The organism is Pseudomonas sp. GW821-FHT01E10, from assembly GCF_059422365.1.
The window spans coordinates 373312-392582 of record NZ_JBWKWT010000002.1 but is presented as its reverse complement, the minus strand read 5'-3'; the positions used below and the strand labels follow the sequence as shown (position 1 = coordinate 392582).

Sequence of the window (19271 nt, the reverse complement as noted above, 5' to 3'; positions counted from 1 at the left end):
AAAAATAATGAAGCGGTTCCTGATCGTTCTTTTTGTCGGCCTGGTATTGGCCGGCTGCGCCTCTTCTGGCGTAGATCCGTTGGCGCCCAAGACCGTCAATAGTGTCAACCTCAAGCGTTACCAGGGAACCTGGTACGAATTGGCGCGTCTGCCGGTGTATTTCCAGCGTAACTGTGCGCAATCCGAAGCCCATTACAGCCTCAAGCCTGACGGTGAGATGGCGGTGCTGAACCGCTGCCTGACTTCGCAATGGCAATGGGAAGAGGCCAAGGGCAGGGCTTATCCACAGGAAGTCGGCAAGGCCGACAAGCTGTGGGTCGAATTCGACACCTGGTTCTCGCGATTGATACCCGGTGTGTCGAAGGGAGAATACTGGGTGTTGTACGTCAGTGATGACTACAAGACCGCGATTGTCGGCGACCCGAGCCGCCATCATCTCTGGCTGCTGTCACGGACCCCGACGGTCAATGGCGTAGTGCGTGAAGAACTGCTGAGCAGGGCGCGTCAGCAGGGCTATGACACGACGCGACTGATCTGGCGTACGTCGGATGCCAAGATGGCCAAGACCTCGAACTAACGGTCACCGAAAAGCAAAAACTGTGGGAGCGAGCAGGCTCGCTCCCACTTTTTTTTTTGCGTCAGCCCAAGAGATCGCGCAGGACTTGAGTGAATGCCCGGTTACTCTCTTCTTCGTCGGCATGCCGCCCATCGCGCACGACCCACTGGCCATTGACCAGCACATCCCGCACCTGGCGATCGCCACCGGCAAACAGCCAACGATTGAGAATCCCGTCGCCACTGGCCGTCGCCAGGTACGGATCGTTGCCGTCCAGCACCAACCAATCCGCGCGCTTGCCGACTTCCAGGGCGCCGATCGGCTGCCCCAACGCCTGGGCGCCGCCATCCAGCGCTGCGTCGTACAGCGTGCGGCCGACCATCGGCTGATTCGCGCCATACAACCGATTACGCCGCTGATCGCGCAGACGCTGGCCGTATTCCAGCCAGCGCAATTCTTCCACCACGCTCAACGACACATGGCTGTCGGAACCGATACCCATGCGCCCGCCCTGCGCCAGGAAGTCCACCGCCGGGAAAATCCCGTCGCCGAGGTTGGCTTCAGTGGTCAGGCACAGGCCGGCGATGGCGCGGCTCTTGGCCATGAGCGTGACTTCTTCCGGGTTGGCGTGGGTGGCGTGGACCAGGCACCAGCGTTGATCGACTTCGGTGTTTTCGTACAGCCATTGCAGTGGACGGCGACCGCTCCAGCTAAGGCAGTCGTCGACTTCCTTCTGCTGCTCGGCGATGTGAATGTGCACCGGGCACTGCTTGTCGCTGGCCGCCAGCACTTCGCTGATCTGCTGCGGTGTGACCGCGCGTAACGAGTGGAAACACAGGCCGAGCGACTGCGCCGGTTGCTGCGCCAGAATCGGCTGCAAACGTGACTGAAGCTTCAGGTAGTTTTCGGTGCTGTTGATAAAGCGGCGTTGGCCTTCGTTCGGGGTCTGGCCGCCGAAACCGGAATGGCTGTAGAGCACCGGCAGCAAGGTCAAACCGATACCGGCAGAGCTGGCCGCCTGGCTGATGCGCAGTGCCAGTTCGGCCGGGTCCGCATACGGCTGGCCATTATTGTCGTGATGGACGTAATGAAATTCAGCGACCGATGTGTAACCGGCCTTGAGCATTTCGATGTACAGCTGACGGGCGATAACGCCGAGTTGGTCCGGGCTGATTTTTCCGACGAGCCGATACATCAGATCGCGCCAGGTCCAGAAACTGTCATTCGGATTACCCGCCACTTCCGCCAGGCCGGCCATGGCCCGCTGGAAGGCGTGGGAGTGTAAATTCGGCATTCCCGGCAGCAGCGGACCGCTCAACCGTTCGGCGCCATCTGCGTGGGAATCGGCCTGGATATGGGTCAGCACGCCATCGGCGTTGACTTCAAGACGTACATTGTTGGCCCATCCACTAGGCAGCAGCGCGCGTTCGGCAAAGAAGGCGGACATGGTTCAGCACCCCATCGTGTGTTATTTGTATATACATATACAGACGTTTGCCTGCTCGGTAAACTCCGGCAAGCTAGCAACCTCTACCAAATGAACAAGGATTAACCGTGCCGACTCCGCCTCCAGTCTCCCCGTTGGCCGCGAACATGGGCGACAGTCCGGCGCCCTTGTACGCCCGCGTAAAACAGATGATCACCCAGCAAATCGACAGTGGAAACTGGCCGCCGCACTACCGCGTTCCGTCGGAAAGCGAACTGGTCAACCAGCTGGGTTTCAGCCGCATGACCATCAACCGCGCCCTGCGCGAGATGACTGCCGACGGCCTGTTGGTGCGTATGCAAGGCGTCGGAACGTTCGTCGCCGAGCCGAAAAGTCAGTCTGCGCTGTTTGAAGTGCACAACATCGCCGACGAGATCGCCTCCCGTGGTCATCGTCACACGTGCAAGGTGATCACCCTCGAAGAAGAGGCCGCCGGTTCCGAGCGGGCCCTGGCCCTGGACATGCGCGAAGGCCAGAAGGTGTTCCACTCGCTGATCGTGCATTTCGAAAACGATATCCCGGTGCAAATCGAAGACCGTTTCGTCAACGCGCTGGTGGCGCCGGACTACCTCAAGCAAGACTTCACCCTGCAAACGCCTTACGCCTATCTGAATCAGGTCGCGCCGTTGACCGAGGGCGAGCATGTGGTCGAAGCGATTCTTGCCGAGCCATCCGAATGCAAGCTGCTACAGATTGAAAAGGGCGAACCGTGCCTGCTGATTCGTCGCCGCACCTGGTCCGGCCGTCAGCCGGTGACCGCCGCCCGCTTGATCCACCCCGGTTCCCGTCATCGTCTGGAAGGACGGTTCCACAAATAAAAAGAGCCATAAATGAGTCAGTTGAAGGTTTTACGCGCGGCCGATTACCCGCGCATGCCGTGGAAGAACGGCGGCGGCAGCACTGAAGAAATCACCCGTGATACGGGGATGGGTCTTGATGGTTTTGGTTGGCGCCTGTCGATTGCCGACATCGGCGAGTCGGGCGGTTTTTCCACCTTTGCCGGTTATGAGCGGGTGATCACCGTACTGCAAGGCGAGGGCATGACCTTGCGCGTCGATGGCCAGGACACGCGGGCGTTGTTACCGCTCGACCCGTTTGCTTTCAATGGCGAGAGTCACGTGTCCTGCGCATTGCTCGGTGGGCCGATTCGCGACTTCAACCTGATTTATGCACCGGATCGTTACAGTGCGCGGTTGCAGTGGCTGGAAGGCAAGCAGCGGTTTTTTAGTGACGCCGGGACTCTGCTGGTGTTCAGTGTCAGTGAAGCGCTGGAAGTGAAGGTCGGTAACAAAGCATCGCAACTCGGTCGCCATGATTGCCTGCAACTGGACGGTAACGTCGGTCTGCAGGACGTCGCCCTCAATGGTTCGTGCTGTGTCATTGAGCTGACTGCACGCTGATCCAATATCGAGTCGCCTCTATCGCGGGCAAGCCTCGCTCCCATAAGGTCGATGACAATCTTGTGGGCGCGAGGCTTGCCCGCGATGCTTTTCGTCCTCGCAAATCCGTTCCCCATCGCGCACCAATTTGTTACCGAACGCCCCAGCGTGGCGCAAAGCCACGCTCAAGTAACAACCGGCACGTCCCCGAATAAATCCCCGCGAAAAATTTCATTTACGCCAGAACCCTTGATCCAGGCGCTTTCCAGCCCTGTAAGAAATTTTCTTGGATGCTCATTCAACAAGTTGGCCGCTTGATTGCATATGCTTGTATGTACAAGTAAAGACGTATGTGTATGAGTCACGAAGACTCAACCATCGTCCACTGATTCGCTGATGTGCACTGATGCCCATCGGCTTGCTCGCCCACTACCTGGGTTGGTTTGGATTGATTACTGAGGAGTTCTTTTCGTGACTGAGAATAAACCTACTAAGTTTCGTGACGTTGAAATCCGTGCTGCCCGCGGTAACAAGCTGACCGCCAAGAGCTGGCTGACTGAAGCGCCGCTGCGCATGCTGATGAACAACCTCGACCCGGAAGTCGCCGAGAACCCTAAAGAACTGGTGGTTTACGGTGGTATCGGTCGTGCGGCACGTAACTGGGAATGCTACGACAAGATCGTCGAAAGCCTGACCAACCTGAACGACGACGAGACCCTGCTGGTGCAATCCGGCAAGCCGGTCGGCGTGTTCAAGACCCACAGCAACGCACCACGCGTTCTGATTGCCAACTCCAACCTGGTACCCCACTGGGCGAACTGGGAGCACTTCAACGAACTCGACGCCAAGGGCCTGGCCATGTACGGCCAGATGACCGCCGGCAGCTGGATCTACATCGGCAGCCAGGGCATCGTTCAAGGCACCTACGAAACCTTCGTCGAAGCCGGTCGCCAGCATTACAACGATGATCTGAAAGGTCGTTGGGTCCTGACCGCAGGCCTCGGCGGCATGGGCGGCGCTCAGCCTCTGGCTGCAACCCTGGCCGGCGCTTGCTCGCTGAACATCGAATGCCAACAAGTGAGTATCGATTTCCGTCTGAAAAGCCGTTACGTCGACGAGCAAGCCAAAGACCTCGACGACGCCCTGGCCCGTATCGCCAAATACACCGCCGAAGGCAAGGCGATCTCCATCGCCCTGCTGGGCAACGCTGCGGAAATCCTCCCGGAACTGGTCCGTCGTGGCGTGCGCCCGGACATGGTCACCGACCAGACCAGCGCCCACGACCCGCTCAACGGCTACCTGCCGGCCGGCTGGACCTGGGACGAATACCGCGCTCGCGCCAAGACCGAACCTGCTGCCGTGGTCAAAGCCGCCAAGCAATCGATGGCCGTGCACGTTAAAGCGATGCTGGACTTCCAGAAAATGGGCGTGCCGACCTTCGACTACGGCAACAACATCCGTCAGATGGCGCAAGAAGAAGGCGTGGAAAACGCATTCGACTTCCCGGGTTTCGTACCGGCTTACATCCGTCCACTGTTCTGCCGTGGCATCGGCCCGTTCCGTTGGGCTGCGCTGTCGGGCGACCCGCAGGACATCTACAAGACCGACGCTAAAGTCAAAGAACTGATCCCGGACGACGCCCACCTGCACAACTGGCTGGACATGGCTCGCGAGCGCATCAGCTTCCAGGGTCTGCCGGCACGTATCTGCTGGGTTGGCCTGGGCCTGCGCGCCAAGCTCGGTCTGGCGTTCAACGAAATGGTCCGTAGCGGTGAATTGTCCGCGCCAATCGTGATCGGTCGCGACCACCTGGACTCCGGCTCCGTATCCAGCCCGAACCGCGAAACCGAATCGATGCAGGACGGTTCCGACGCCGTGTCCGACTGGCCACTGCTCAACGCTCTGCTGAACACCGCGAGCGGCGCGACCTGGGTTTCCCTGCACCACGGCGGCGGCGTCGGCATGGGCTTCTCCCAGCACTCGGGCATGGTGATTGTCTGCGACGGTACTGACGAAGCGGCCGAGCGTATCGCTCGCGTGCTGCACAACGACCCGGCCACCGGTGTCATGCGTCACGCCGATGCGGGTTACCAGATCGCGATCGACTGCGCCAAGGAACAGGGGCTGAACCTGCCGATGATCACCGGCAAATAAGAGAAAAGACCACTGCAGGAGCTGTCGCGGCTGCTCCTGCAGAGATCACGATGTTGCAGACCCAACAATAAGCGGGGCGGGTCGCGCGTAGCGCAGGCCTGATTGGACGTGGACAGGGCTGGATGCCTCTTGACTGCCGTAAGCCAACTCATGATTAGGAGCGTCACACAATGAAATCGAACAAGACCCTGCTGACCACTTTGCTTTCCATGGGCCTGCTGGCCAGTGCCGGTGCTACCCAGGCGGCTGGCTGGTGCGAATCGGGTAAACCGGTGAAATTCGCCGGCCTGAACTGGGAAAGCGCCATGCTGCTGACCGACGTGCTGCAAGTCGTGTTGGAGAAAGGCTACGACTGCAAGACCGACAGCCTGCCGGGCAACTCCATCACCATGGAAAACGCCCTGAGCAGCAACGACATCCAAGTGTTCGCCGAAGAGTGGGTCGGCCGCAGCGAAGTCTGGAACAAGGCCGAGAAGGCCGGCAAGGTCGTCGGTGTCGGCGCTCCGGTGGTGGGTGCCGTCGAAGGCTGGTACGTGCCGCGCTACGTGATCGAAGGCGACGCCAAGCGCAAACTGGAAGCCAAGGCGCCGGACCTGAAAAACATTGCCGATCTGGCTAAATATTCCGCGGTATTCAAGGACGCCGAAGAGCCATCCAAAGGGCGTTTCTACAACTGCCCGGCCGGCTGGACCTGCGAGCTGGATAACAGCGAAATGCTGAAAAGCTACGGCCTGGAAAACAGCTACACCAACTTCCGTCCAGGCACCGGCCCGGCGCTGGATGCGGCGGTGCTGTCGAGCTACAAGCGTGGCGAGCCGATCCTTTTCTACTACTGGTCGCCAACCCCGCTGATGGGCCAGATCGACGTGGTCAAACTGGAAGAAAAACCGGGTGTCGACAAGCGCGTGACCATCAAGGTCGGCCTCTCCAAGACTTTCCACGAGCAGGCCCCGGAACTGGTGACCGTGCTGGAAAAGGTCAACCTGCCGATCGACCTGTTGAATCAGAACCTGGGGCGTATGGCCAAAGAGCGGATCGAGTCGCCAAAACTGGCCAAGATCTTCTTGAAGGAACATCCTGAAGTCTGGCACGCGTGGGTGAGCGAAGACGCAGCCAAGAAAATCGACGCGGCCTTGTAGGTTGAGCCTCTCCGACTGTCGGCAACGGCAGTCGGATGCTTGATCGCAACCCCTTGATTGAGAGTCTCTTATGTTTCCCGAAAGCTTTACCTTTTCCATCGCCGACTGGGTCAACGGTTGGGTCGATACGCTGGTCACCAACTACGGCGACGTGTTCCGCAGCATCTCTGACACCCTGCTGTGGGCCATCGTCAATCTTGAAGGGCTGCTGCGTGCGGCGCCCTGGTGGCTGATGCTGGCGATCGTGGCGGGCGTGGCCTGGCACGCGACCCGCAAAGTCGTGACCACGGCGGTCATCGTCGGCCTGCTGTTCCTGGTGGGCGCGGTCGGTCTCTGGGACAAGCTGATGCAGACCCTGGCGCTGATGATGGTGGCGACGGTCATCTCGGTGCTGATCGGCATTCCGTTGGGCATTCTTTCTGCGCGCAGCAATCGCCTGCGTTCGGTGTTGATGCCGTTGCTGGACATCATGCAAACCATGCCGAGCTTCGTGTACCTGATCCCGGTGCTGATGCTGTTTGGCCTGGGCAAGGTCCCGGCGATTTTCGCTACCGTTATTTACGCTGCGCCGCCGCTGATCCGCCTGACCGATCTGGGTATTCGCCAGGTTGACGGTGAAGTGATGGAAGCGATCAACGCCTTCGGTGCCAACCGCTGGCAGCAACTGTTCGGCGTGCAACTGCCGCTGGCCCTGCCAAGCATCATGGCCGGGATCAACCAGACCACCATGATGGCCCTGTCGATGGTGGTGATCGCCTCGATGATCGGTGCCCGTGGCTTGGGTGAAGACGTATTGGTGGGGATTCAGACCCTCAACGTCGGACGTGGTCTTGAGGCCGGTCTGGCGATCGTGATTCTGGCAGTGGTGATCGACCGCATTACACAGGCGTACGGTCGTGCACGGCATGAGGTGAGCAAATGAGCAACGCAGCCATCAGCAAGATCGAAGTCAAAAACGTCTTCAAGATTTTCGGCAACCGTTCCAAGGATGCGCTGGCCATGATTAGCCAGGGCAAAACCAAAGACCAGGTATTGGCCGAAACCGGTTGCGTGGTCGGCGTGAATGACCTGTCGCTGAGCATCGGCACCGGCGAGATCTTCGTGATCATGGGCCTGTCGGGTTCCGGCAAGTCGACCCTGGTGCGTCACTTCAACCGCCTGATCGACCCGACCAGCGGCGCGATCCTGGTGGACGGCGTGGACATCCTGCAATACGACATGGAAGCCTTGCGCGAATTTCGCCGGCACAAGATCAGCATGGTGTTCCAGAGCTTCGGCCTGCTGCCGCACAAAAGCGTGCTGGATAACGTCGCCTACGGCCTGAAAGTGCGTGGCGAGAGCAAGCAGATGTGCGCCGAGCGCGCGCTGCACTGGATCAACACCGTGGGCCTGAAGGGCTACGAAAACAAATACCCGCATCAGCTTTCCGGCGGTATGCGCCAGCGTGTGGGCCTGGCTCGCGCCCTGGCGGCGGACACCGACATCATCCTGATGGACGAAGCTTTCAGCGCCCTCGACCCGCTGATCCGCGCCGAAATGCAGGACCAGTTGCTGGAACTGCAAAAGACCCTGCACAAGACCATCGTCTTCATCACCCACGACCTCGACGAGGCCGTGCGCATCGGCAATCGCATCGCGATTCTCAAGGATGGCCGGCTGATTCAGGTCGGCACGCCACGAGAGATCCTGCATTCGCCGGCGGATGAGTATGTGGACCGGTTCGTACAGCGGCGGGCTGCAGTGGTTTGAGGTTGATCGTTTTTGTGGCGAGGGAGCTTGCTCCCGCTGGGCTGTGAAGCGGCCCTGAAAATCTGCGACCGCTGCGCGGTCGAACGGGAGCAAGCTCCCTCGCCACAGGTGTCATACGTCCATGAATTTTGTATGAGGCTCTAGATGTCCCAGGCTGAAAAAATCGTTATCGCCGATGCCCCGTTGCGTTGGCAGGATGTGGTCGCGGTCGCCCGCCACGGTGCGCAGCTTGAGCTGTCGGCCCAAACCTGGGCGCGGATCGAGAATGCCCAGGCGATCGTCCAGTGCATCGTCGCCAGCGGCGAGCGCGCCTATGGCGTCAACACCGGCCTGGGCGCCTTGTGCAACGTCTCGCTCAAGGATGAACAACTCAGCCAGCTGTCGCGCAACACCTTGCTCAGCCATGCCTGCGGCGTCGGTGCTCCACTGTCCGACGAGCAGACTCGCGCGATCCTCTGCGCCGCGATCCACAACTACAGCCATGGCAAATCCGGCATTCACCGCCGGGTGGTCGAAGCATTGCTGGCGCTGCTCAATCGCGGCATCACTCCGCAGGTGCCGTCCCAGGGGTCGGTCGGTTATCTGACCCACATGGCCCACATCGGTATCGCGCTGCTGGGCGTCGGCAATGTCAGCTATCGCGGGCAGATCGTTTCTGCACAACAAGCCTTGGCCGAAGAAGGGCTGCAACCGGTTCAACTGGGTGCCAAAGATGGTTTGTGCCTGGTCAACGGCACACCGTGCATGACCGGCCTCAGCTGCCTGGCCCTGGCCGATGCAACGAACCTGGTGCAGTGGGCCGATGTGATCGGCGCCATGAGCTTCGAAGCCCAGCGTGGTCAGATTGCCGCGTTCGATGCCGAGATCATTGCGCTCAAACCGCATCCGGGCATGCAACAGGTGGGTATCAATCTGCGGGCGTTGCTCGACGGCAGTGAAGTGATCGCCAACAGCAAAGGCATTCGCACTCAGGATGCACTGAGCATCCGCTCGATTCCGCAAGTGCATGGCGCTGCCCGCGATCAGCTGGAACACGCCAGAAAACAGATCGAAACCGAGCTCAACTCCGCGACCGACAACCCGTTGCTGCTGGGCACGCCCGACAATTTCCGCGTCATGTCCCAGGCCAATCCGCACGGCCAATCAGTTGCTTTGGCGGCTGACTTGCTCGCCATTGCCATGGCCGAAATCGGCTCTATCGCCGAGCGTCGCCTGGACCGCTTGGTCAACCCGCACGTCAGCGGTTTGCCGGCCTTTCTGGTGGCCAACCCGGGCGTGAACTCCGGGATGATGATCGTGCAATACGTCGCCGCGTCGCTGTGTGCGGAAAACCGCCAGTTGGCGCAGCCGGCGGTACTCGATAACTACGTCACTTCGGGCTTGCAGGAAGACCACCTGAGCATGGGCACCAACGCCGCGCTGAAGCTGCATCGCGCGTTGGAAAACTGCACACAGATCCTCGCCATCGAGTACCTGTTGGCGGCTCAGGCTTTTGAATTCCTGAAAGAACAACGCTTCGGCGCCGGCACCGATGCCGCGTGGCGCCTGCTGCGCGAACGTATTCCGGCCTACGACCAGGACCGCTGGCTGGCGCCAGACATCGCCAGCGCCGCTGCTGTTTTGAAAGACCCGATTTTGCTGCACAAGGCTGTACCGAACCTCAACTGATTTCCACAACCACCAGCGTGCCAAGGCGCGGCCCCTCCAAAAGGCGGGAAGCGACGGACAACGGATATCTCCGGAGCGTCTGGTTAGTTAATAAAAATGCTCTCAAAAGGAGAATGAATGTGACTGCGCTTAATTTGATTCCCGGCCAACTGAGCCTTGCCCAACTGCGTGATGTGTATCAGCAACCGGTCAAAATCACTCTCGACGAAAGCGCTTCGGCGCAAATCGAAGCCAGCGTTGCCTGCGTGGAACAGATCCTCGCCGAGAACCGCACCGCGTATGGCATCAACACCGGTTTCGGCCTGCTGGCCTCGACCCGCATCGCCAGCGAAGACCTGGAAAACCTCCAGCGCTCGCTGGTGCTGTCCCACGCCGCCGGCGTCGGCGAGCCGATCAGCGACGCCCTGGTGCGGCTGGTCATGGTGCTCAAGGTCAACAGCCTGAGCCGTGGTTTCTCCGGTATTCGTCGTCAGGTGATCGACGCACTGATCGCGTTGATCAATGCCGAGGTTTACCCGCATATTCCTCTGAAAGGTTCGGTCGGTGCATCCGGCGATTTGGCGCCGTTGGCGCACATGTCGCTGGTGCTGCTGGGCGAAGGCAAGGCGCGTTACAAAGGTGAATGGCTGCCCGCCACCGAAGCGCTGAAAGTCGCCGGTCTGACACCGCTGACCCTGGCAGCGAAAGAAGGCCTGGCGCTGCTCAACGGCACTCAGGTGTCCACCGCCTACGCCCTGCGTGGCCTGTTCGAAGGCGAAGATCTGTTCGCCGGCGCACTGGCCCTTGGCGGCCTGACGGTCGAAGCGGTACTGGGCTCGCGCTCGCCATTCGACGCACGTATTCATGCCGCTCGCGGCCAGAAAGGCCAGATCGACGCCGCTGCCGCTTACCGCGATCTGCTGGGTGAGCGCAGTGAAGTGTCCGACTCGCACCAGAACTGCGAAAAGGTCCAGGATCCGTACTCCCTGCGCTGCCAGCCGCAAGTCATGGGCGCCTGCCTGACCCAGTTCCGTCAGGCCGCCGAAGTGCTTGCCATCGAAGCCAACGCCGTATCGGACAACCCATTGGTGTTCGCCGCTGAAGGCGACGTGATCTCCGGCGGTAATTTCCACGCCGAGCCGGTGGCCATGGCTGCCGACAACATGGCCCTGGCCATTGCCGAAATCGGCTCCCTGAGTGAACGCCGCATCTCGCTGATGATGGACAAGCACATGTCGCAACTGCCGCCGTTCCTGGTGGCCAATGGCGGCGTGAACTCCGGCTTCATGATCGCTCAAGTAACGGCTGCGGCACTGGCCAGCGAGAACAAGGCGCTGTCCCATCCGCATTCGGTGGACAGCCTGCCGACTTCCGCCAACCAGGAAGACCACGTGTCCATGGCGCCGGCTGCCGGCAAGCGTCTGTGGGAAATGGCCGAGAACACTCGCGGGATTCTCGCGGTGGAATGGTTGGCGGCGGCCCAGGGGCTGGATCTGCGCGACGGTCTGAAAACCTCGCCAAAACTGGAAAAAGCCCGTGCGATCCTGCGTGCTGAAGTGCCGTTCTACGAGAAGGACCGCTTCTTTGCGCCGGACATCAATGCGGCCAGTGAGTTGTTGGCGACGCGTTGCCTGAATGGCCTGGTGACGGCGAAGTTGCTGCCTAGCCTGTAATAGCTCCTTCCCTGATGATCGTTCCCACGCGGAGCGTGGGAACGATCATTTAGCGTCGAATAAGAATAATTAAGGACGAGAGATGCAACAGCCAGCAAAAGGTTTGAAACGCGGGCTCTCTGCCCGACATATTCGCTTCATGGCACTGGGGTCGGCGATCGGCACCGGGCTGTTTTACGGTTCTGCCTCGGCCATTCAAATGGCCGGCCCCGCGGTCCTGCTCGCTTACCTGATCGGTGGCGCGGCGGTGTTCATGGTCATGCGCGCCCTTGGCGAGATGGCGGTGCATAACCCGGTGGCCGGTTCTTTCGGCCAGTACGCCAGCACCTATCTGGGGCCAATGGCGGGCTTTATCCTCGGTTGGACCTACGCATTTGAAATGGTCATCGTCGGTATGGCCGACGTGACCGCATTCGGCATTTACATGGGGTTCTGGTTTCCGGAAGTCTCCCGCTGGATCTGGGTGCTGGGCATCGTTTCGGTGGTCGGCGGCTTGAACCTGTGCAACGTCAAAGTCTTCGGCGAAATGGAGTTCTGGTTGTCGCTGCTCAAGGTCGCGGCCATCGTCGCGATGATCCTCGGTGGTTTCGGCATCATGCTGTTCGGCATCAGCAATGCGCCCGGTGCCCAGGCGACCGATATCAGCAACCTCTGGACCCAGGGCGGCTTCATGCCCAATGGCGTGGGCGGCTTGATCGCCTCGTTTGCGGTGGTGATGTTTGCCTTTGGCGGTATTGAAATCATCGGCGTTACCGCCGGTGAAGCCAAAGACCCGCAGCATGTGCTGCCTCGCGCGATCAATGCCGTACCGTTGCGAATCCTGCTGTTCTACGTGCTGACGATGCTGGTGCTGATGTCGATCTTCCCGTGGCAGCAGATCGGCAGCCAAGGCAGCCCGTTCGTGCAGATTTTCGACAACCTTGGGATCAGCTCGGCGGCGACCATCCTCAACATCGTGGTGATCTCGGCGGCGGTGTCGGCCATCAACAGTGACATCTTCGGCGCGGGCCGCATGATGTATGGCCTGGCTCAGCAAGGGCACGCACCGAAAGGCTTCGCTCGCTTGTCGCGCAATGGCGTGCCGTGGCTGACGGTGATGGTGATGAGCTGCGCGCTGCTGCTGGGTGTGTTGCTGAACTACCTGATCCCGGAAAACGTGTTTCTGCTGATCGCCTCCATCGCGACCTTTGCCACGGTGTGGGTCTGGCTGATGATTCTGTTCACCCAGGTGGCCATGCGTCGCTCCATGAGTGCCGAGCAGGTCGCACAATTGAAATTCCCGGTGCCGTTCTGGCCCTATGCGCCGATGGCGGCGATTGCCTTCATGCTGTTCATCTTCGGCGTGCTGGGCTATTTCCCGGATACCCAGGCGGCGTTGATCGTCGGCGTGGTCTGGATTGTGTTGCTGGTGCTGGCCTACCTGACGTGGGTCAAACCGGCGGCAGGCAAGGCGGTACCGGTGGAACAGGAACCCATTTTTTCTCATCGATAACCTAACGGAGGCCAAGGATGAAAACGCTCTGGCAACACTGCCACGTCGCAACCATGGCGCAAGGCGTCTACTCAATCATCGAGGATGCGGCCATCGTGACGTCCGGTGCGCACATTGAGTGGATCGGCCCACGCGCCGAACTGCCGGCCGGCGAGTACCCGGCGGTCAATGACTTGAGCGGGGCCTGGGTCACCCCGGGCCTGATCGACTGCCACACCCATACGGTATTCGGCGGCAACCGCAGCGGCGAATTCGAGCAGCGCCTGCAAGGCGTCAGCTACGCGGAAATCGCGGCTGCCGGCGGCGGCATTGCCAGCACCGTGCGCGCCACCCGCGCCGCCAGTGAAGACGAACTGTTCGCCAGCGCCGCCAAGCGTCTGAAAAGCCTGATGCGTGATGGCGTGACCACCGTCGAAATGAAATCCGGCTACGGCCTGGACCTGGCCAGCGAACGCAAGATCCTGCGGGTGATCCGTCGTCTCGGCGCCGAGCTACCCGTTAGCGTGCGCAGCACGTGCCTGGCGGCTCACGCCTTGCCGCCGGAATACACCGACCGCGCCGACGCCTACATCGATCACATCTGCAGCGAAATGCTCCCGGCCCTGGCGGCCGAAGGGCTGGTGGATGCGGTAGACGCTTTCTGTGAATACCTGGCGTTTTCGCCAGAGCAGGTCGAGCGGGTGTTCGTCGCCGCGCAGAACCTCGGCTTACCGGTGAAGCTGCACGCCGAGCAATTGTCATCGCTGCACGGTTCGAGCCTGGCGGCGCGTTACCACGCATTGTCCGCCGATCATCTGGAATTCATGACCGAAGACGACGCCATCGCCATGGCCAAGTCCGGCACCGTCGCGGTATTGCTGCCCGGCGCGTTTTACTTCTTGCGGGAAACCCAATTGCCGCCGATGGAAGCCCTGCGCAAACACGGGGTGAAAATCGCCATTGCCAGCGACCTTAACCCGGGCACTTCGCCGGCGTTGTCGTTGCGCTTGATGCTGAACATGGCCTGCACCTGCTTCCGCATGACTCCGGAAGAGGCGCTGGCGGGCGCGACTATTCATGCCGCCACCGCCTTGGGCATGGGCCAAACCCACGGTTCGCTGGAAGCCGGCAAGGTCGCAGACTTCGTCGCCTGGCAAATCGATCGTCCGGCCGACCTGTCGTACTGGCTGGGCGGCGACCTGGAAAAACGCGTCGTGCGTCACGGCGTTGAAACAAGCGTTTAGGAGAGCAGTTGTGGATAAGGTTCTGAACTTCAAACAAGGCCGCGTGCCACTGCTGATCAGCATGCCCCACGCCGGCCTGCGCCTGACCCCGACGGTGGAAGCGGGGTTGATCCCCGACGCGAAAAGCCTGCCGGACACTGACTGGCACATTCCACGGCTTTATGAGTTCGCTGCCGAACTGGGCGCCAGCACCCTGGCGGCCGAGTACTCGCGGTTTGTCATCGACCTGAACCGGCCGTCCGACGACAAGCCTTTATATGTCGGCGCCACCACCGGTCTGTATCCGGCGACGCTGTTCGATGGCGTGCCGTTGTTCCGCGAAGGGCTGGAGCCGTCGGCTGCGGAACGGGCGACGTATCTGGAGCAGATCTGGACGCCGTACCACCGCACCTTGCAGGAAGAACTGGCGCGGCTGAAAGCCGAGTTCGGCTACGCGCTGCTGTTCGACGCGCACTCAATCCGCTCGGTGATCCCGCACCTGTTCGACGGCAAGCTGCCGGACTTCAACCTCGGCACTTTCAACGGCGCCAGCTGCGATCCACAGTTGGCCACACAGCTGGAAGCGATCTGCGCGAAGCACACCGATTACAGCCATGTGCTGAACGGTCGCTTCAAGGGCGGTCACATCACCCGGCATTATGGCAATCCGGCCGAGAACATTCATGCCGTGCAACTGGAGTTGGGCCAGTGTACGTATATGGAAGAGTTCCAGCCGTTCCGTTATCGCCCGGATTTGGCCGAGCCGACGCAAGTGGTGCTCCGGGAATTGCTGCAAGGGCTGTTGGCGTGGGGCGAAAAGCATTACAGCGCGTAACCCTGTGGCGAACGGGCCTTTGTGGCGAGGGAGCTTGTCGGATCGCCGCACCGTCCCGCTCGGCGGCGAAGCCGTCGTAAACCCTGTTGGTCGGGCGTATCTGATGAAACTCGGTTGAATGGTTTGGGGGCAGCTTCGCAAACCAGCGGGAGCAAGCTCCCTCGCCACAGATTAGTGTTCGCCTTGGTAACGCATCAGGACAGTCGCCACCGTGCAAAACACGGTCGCCACAGGTCACTTTTGCCGACTCGGCGCTGCGTAACGTTGTGGGCACGGTGCACAAAGACACCGGGCCCACAATAATCTGCTGCCGAGCGAGCCTTCCCGATGAAACGACTGTTCAACCGCTGTCTGTTAATCCTCACCGGCACTGCTCTTCTGAGCACCAGCGTTTTCGCCAACGACCCCGCTTCCTGCAAGACCGTGCGCATGGGCGTGGTCAACTGGACCGACGTCATTGCCACCAGCGGCATGGCCGATGTGCTGCTCAATGGCCTTGGCTATGAAAGCAAGCAAACCAGCGCCGTGCAGCAAATCATCTTCGCCGGCATCCGCGACAAACGCCTCGATATCTTCCTCGGTTACTGGAAACCGGCGATGGACAAGAACATCGCCCCGTTCGTCGCTGCCAATCAAGTGAAGGTCATGGACAAACCGAGCCTGGCCGACGCCCAGGCAACGCTCGCCGTACCTGATTACGTCGCTGCCGCCGGCCTGAAAACCTTCGCTGACATCGCCAGGTTCAAGGATCAGTTGGGCGGCAAGATTTACGGCATCGAGCCAGGCAGCGGCGCCAACACCACCATCAAAACCATGATCGAGACCAACCGCTTCGGTTTGAAGGACTTCAAGCTGATCGAGTCCGGTGAGGCCGGGATGCTCGCCGCCGTGCAGCGGGCGGTCAATCGCAAGGAGTTCGTGGTGTTCATCGGCTGGACCCCGCATCCGATGAACATCAACATGAACATCGCCTACCTGACCGGCAGCGAAGACGTCTATGGCCCGAACGAAGGCGCGGCGACCGTTTCCACCGTGACCGCGCCGGACTATGCCGAGCGTTGCCCGAACGTGAACCGTCTATTGGAAAACCTGACCTTCACCGCTGCCCAGGAAAGCCAGTTGATGGTGCCGATCATGGAGCGCAAGACGCCGCAGGATGTCGCCAAACAGTGGCTGCGTGATCATCCCGAAGACCTTCAGCGCTGGCTGGCGGGTGTCAGCAGTTTCGATGGCAAGGAAGGGGTGGCAACCGTTCAGGCCAGTCTCAAAAATTGACCGCGGCAAAGGTTATCAATCAAAAACTTCGAACTGACTGGCTGTAGTCCATGGCTTGTTATCCACTCTCTGAACAGATGGCGGCTTTCGTCGAGAAAACCCTCAGCTTCAACAGCACCGACAACAGCCTCACCGGCATGCGTCAGGCCTACAGCGAGATGTGCCGGGCATTTACCCCGCCGCATCCGGCGGGGCTTGAGGTTGTCGATGTCGAGTTGGCGGGAGTGGCGGTGCGCGCCTGGCAACCACCGGTTCCGCCGCCGACCAACGGTTGGCCCTGCATTGTGTATCTGCATGGCGGCGGTTGGGTGGTGGGGGATCTGGACTCCCACGACTTCATCTGCGCCGAACTGGCATCGGTGCTCGGTGTGTTGGTGATCGCCGTCGATTATCGGCTGGCGCCGGAGCATCCGTTTCCAGCGGCGTTCGATGACTGCCTGAGTGTCTGGCGTGCGTTGCGCACGGGGCCGTTTCAGCTCGACCCGGCGCGGACGCTGGTGGCCGGCGACAGCGCTGGCGGCAACCTTGCCGCTGCGCTGTGTCTGGCCTTGCGCGATGCCGGCGAACCGGCGCCTTGTGCGCAGGTGCTGATCTATCCGGGCCTGGGCGGTGATCACCGGTTGCCATCACGCGGCGAATGCGCCGACGCGCCATTGCTCAGCAGCAGCGATCTGGATTGTTATCACACGCTGTACTTGGGTGGTATCCGTCAGCCAACGGCCTATGCGATGCCCTTGCTCGCCGCCGACTTCAGCGGCCTGCCGCCGGCGCTGATCGCTGTGGCGCAGTTCGATCCGCTACGCGATGACGGCGTGCTTTACGCCGGGCGACTCAACGCCGCCGGCGTGAGCGCAATGCTTTATTACGGTCAGGGGCTGGTTCACGGGTGCTTGCGGGCGCGGGGGCAGGTTGCCGAGGTCGACCGACTCTATGAAACCCTGCTCGGCTATTTGGCTGACAAGACGGGCTGACAAGCGCTGACGCTGCAAGGGGCATGCTCATTGAAGTAATTCGGGTTTATGATGCCGGACGGCAGAATAATAGAAGTCCCTACAGGGATGACCTCGACCCCTTACGGAGCGCGCAATGCAGACTTTGTACCCGCAGATCAAACCCCACGCCCGGCACGATCTGGCCGTCGATAAAACCCATACGCTGTATGTCGACGAAAGCGGTTCACCGGAAGGTTTGCCGGTAGTGTTCATTCACGGCGGCCCTGGCGCCGGGTGTGATGCGCAGAGCCGCCGGTATTTCGATCCGAACCTGTATCGCATCGTCACCTTCGACCAGCGCGGTTGCGGTCGCTCCACGCCCCACGCCAGCCTTGAGAACAACACCACCTGGGATCTGGTCGCCGATCTCGAGCGGATTCGCAAGCACCTGGGCATCGACAAATGGGTGCTGTTCGGCGGTTCCTGGGGTTCGACCCTGGCCCTGGCTTACGCGCAAACCCACCCGGAGCGCGTGCACGGTCTGATTCTGCGCGGGATTTTTCTCTGCCGTCCCCAGGAAATCGAGTGGTTCTACCAGTGTGGCGCCAGTCGCCTGTTCCCCGATTACTGGCAGGACTACATCGCGCCGATCCCGCTGGACGAGCGCGACGACTTGCTCACGGCATTCCACAAACGCCTGGTCGGCAACGACCAGATCGCCCAGATGCATGCGGCCAAGGCCTGGTCCATCTGGGAAGGCCGCACCGCGACCTTGCGTCCGAACCCGCTGGTGGTCGATCGTTTCTCCGAACCCCAGCGTGCGTTGTCCATCGCCCGCATCGAATGCCACTACTTCACCAACAACGCTTTCCTTGAGCCGAATCAGCTGATCCGCGACATGGGCAAGATCGCCCATTTGCCCGGCGTCATCGTCCATGGTCGCTATGACGTGATCTGCCCGCTGGACAACGCCTGGGAACTGCATCAAGCCTGGCCGAACAGCGAACTGCAGGTGATCCGCGACGCCGGCCATGCGGCGTCCGAACCGGGGATCACCGATGCATTGGTACGCGCCGCCGATCAGATGGCCCGTCGCTTGCTCGACCTGTCGCCTGACGAAGCATGAAGGCCCTGCTGCAACGCGTGCGCGGCGCGCGAGTCGAGGTCGCGGGAGAGGTGGTGGGTGCGATAGATCAGGGGTTGCTGGTGCTGGTGGCGGTCGAACCCGACGACACGCAGGCCAGCGCCGACAAACTTCTGCATAAACTGCTTAACTATCGAGTATTCAGTGACGCCGAGGGCAAGATGAATCTGTCCTTGGCTGACGTGGACGGCGGGTTGTTGCTGGTCTCGCAGTTCACCCTGGCCGCCGATACCAAAAACGGGTTGCGTCCGAGTTTTTCGACTGCAGCCCCCCCGGCCTTGGGCGAGGCGCTGTTCGACTATCTATTGGGCAAAGCGAAACAGGTGCATGGCACTGTGGCATCAGGTAGATTCGGCGCGGATATGCAGGTGCACCTGGTCAATGATGGCCCGGTAACCTTCCTGTTACAGACGTGAAAGCGCTTGAAACATGTTTTTAAGGGCGTTTCGGCTGAAAACAGAGGCTTTTCCCGATAAATACTTGCTTCCCCCTGATGCGTTGTAACGCGGCCTACTAGATAATCGCGCGCTACGGGGATCAGCGTTCGTTGGTCCATTTTGACTTAGGTAGAGACTTGTCCGCGGCCTGTTGGGGAATCATTTTGCCCC

General features: G+C 60.6%; 17 protein-coding genes. 16 read left to right on the top strand and 1 reads right to left on the bottom strand.

The genetic code is table 11. The features are described 5' to 3' along the window. The first annotated feature begins 7 nt into the window (after window positions 1-7). On the top strand, window positions 8-577 hold the full coding sequence (locus AC07V0_RS05470; protein ID WP_477746738.1) for a lipocalin family protein: 570 nt from the start codon (window positions 8-10) through the stop codon (window positions 575-577). Window positions 578-638: 61 nt separating this feature from the next. On the opposite strand, the gene AC07V0_RS05465 is transcribed toward AC07V0_RS05470, so the two are convergent. Further along, a complete protein-coding gene (locus tag AC07V0_RS05465) occupies window positions 639-2003 on the bottom strand; it encodes a formimidoylglutamate deiminase (RefSeq protein WP_204123945.1) in 1365 nt (454 codons plus the stop codon). 146 nt (window positions 2004-2149) lie between these two features. On the opposite strand from AC07V0_RS05465, the gene hutC reads away from it, so the two are divergent. From hutC to dtd, 15 genes are all read left to right on the top strand, one after another. After that, a complete protein-coding gene (gene hutC / locus AC07V0_RS05460; RefSeq protein ID WP_161793960.1) occupies window positions 2150-2860 on the top strand; it encodes a histidine utilization transcriptional repressor HutC in 711 nt (236 codons plus the stop codon). 12 nt (window positions 2861-2872) lie between these two features. Beyond that, complete coding sequence (locus tag AC07V0_RS05455) at window positions 2873-3442, top strand: HutD/Ves family protein (RefSeq protein ID WP_495019486.1); 570 nt, start codon at window positions 2873-2875, stop codon at window positions 3440-3442. 450 nt (window positions 3443-3892) lie between these two features. Next, window positions 3893-5575 (top strand): urocanate hydratase, encoded by a 1683-nt coding sequence (hutU, locus tag AC07V0_RS05450; protein ID WP_018929184.1) that lies wholly within the window; start codon window positions 3893-3895, stop codon window positions 5573-5575. Window positions 5576-5745: 170 nt separating this feature from the next. Then, window positions 5746-6714 (top strand): ABC transporter substrate-binding protein, encoded by a 969-nt coding sequence (locus AC07V0_RS05445; RefSeq protein ID WP_018929183.1) that lies wholly within the window; start codon window positions 5746-5748, stop codon window positions 6712-6714. A gap of 70 nt (window positions 6715-6784) precedes the next feature. Next, window positions 6785-7636: an ABC transporter permease gene (locus tag AC07V0_RS05440; protein ID WP_018929182.1), complete on the top strand. Its 852-nt coding sequence runs from the start codon at window positions 6785-6787 to the stop codon at window positions 7634-7636. Next, window positions 7633-8463 carry a quaternary amine ABC transporter ATP-binding protein gene (locus AC07V0_RS05435; protein WP_018929181.1) on the top strand — a complete coding sequence of 277 codons (831 nt, stop codon included), beginning with the start codon at window positions 7633-7635 and terminating at the stop codon, window positions 8461-8463. Before AC07V0_RS05440 ends, AC07V0_RS05435 begins: the two co-directional genes overlap by 4 nt. 144 nt (window positions 8464-8607) lie before the next feature. Next, the gene (hutH, locus tag AC07V0_RS05430; protein ID WP_018929180.1) at window positions 8608-10131 is read left to right on the top strand and encodes a histidine ammonia-lyase; all 1524 of its coding nucleotides are present in this window, start codon (window positions 8608-8610) and stop codon (window positions 10129-10131) included. A gap of 113 nt (window positions 10132-10244) precedes the next feature. Next, a complete protein-coding gene (gene hutH, locus AC07V0_RS05425) occupies window positions 10245-11783 on the top strand; it encodes a histidine ammonia-lyase (protein ID WP_018929179.1) in 1539 nt (512 codons plus the stop codon). Window positions 11784-11865: 82 nt separating this feature from the next. Next, entirely contained in the window at window positions 11866-13275 is a 1410-nt protein-coding gene (locus AC07V0_RS05420; RefSeq protein ID WP_018929178.1) for an amino acid permease, read from the top strand. A 17-nt stretch (window positions 13276-13292) separates the two neighbouring features. Further along, window positions 13293-14498, top strand: a complete 1206-nt coding sequence (gene hutI / locus AC07V0_RS05415; protein ID WP_495019485.1) for an imidazolonepropionase — start codon at window positions 13293-13295, stop codon at window positions 14496-14498. A 10-nt stretch (window positions 14499-14508) separates the two neighbouring features. Continuing rightward, the gene (gene hutG, locus AC07V0_RS05410; protein WP_018929176.1) at window positions 14509-15312 is read left to right on the top strand and encodes an N-formylglutamate deformylase; all 804 of its coding nucleotides are present in this window, start codon (window positions 14509-14511) and stop codon (window positions 15310-15312) included. A gap of 327 nt (window positions 15313-15639) precedes the next feature. Further along, window positions 15640-16587 (top strand): choline ABC transporter substrate-binding protein, encoded by a 948-nt coding sequence (locus AC07V0_RS05405; protein ID WP_495019484.1) that lies wholly within the window; start codon window positions 15640-15642, stop codon window positions 16585-16587. Window positions 16588-16637: 50 nt separating this feature from the next. Next, window positions 16638-17558: an alpha/beta hydrolase gene (locus AC07V0_RS05400; protein ID WP_495019483.1), complete on the top strand. Its 921-nt coding sequence runs from the start codon at window positions 16638-16640 to the stop codon at window positions 17556-17558. 115 nt (window positions 17559-17673) lie between these two features. After that, a complete protein-coding gene (gene pip / locus AC07V0_RS05395; RefSeq protein WP_018929173.1) occupies window positions 17674-18645 on the top strand; it encodes a prolyl aminopeptidase in 972 nt (323 codons plus the stop codon). After that, window positions 18642-19079, top strand: coding sequence for a D-aminoacyl-tRNA deacylase (gene dtd / locus AC07V0_RS05390; protein ID WP_018929172.1), 438 nt, complete (start codon window positions 18642-18644; stop codon window positions 19077-19079). The genes pip and dtd overlap by 4 nt, the downstream gene beginning before the upstream one ends. The last annotated feature ends 192 nt before the right edge of the window (window positions 19080-19271 follow it).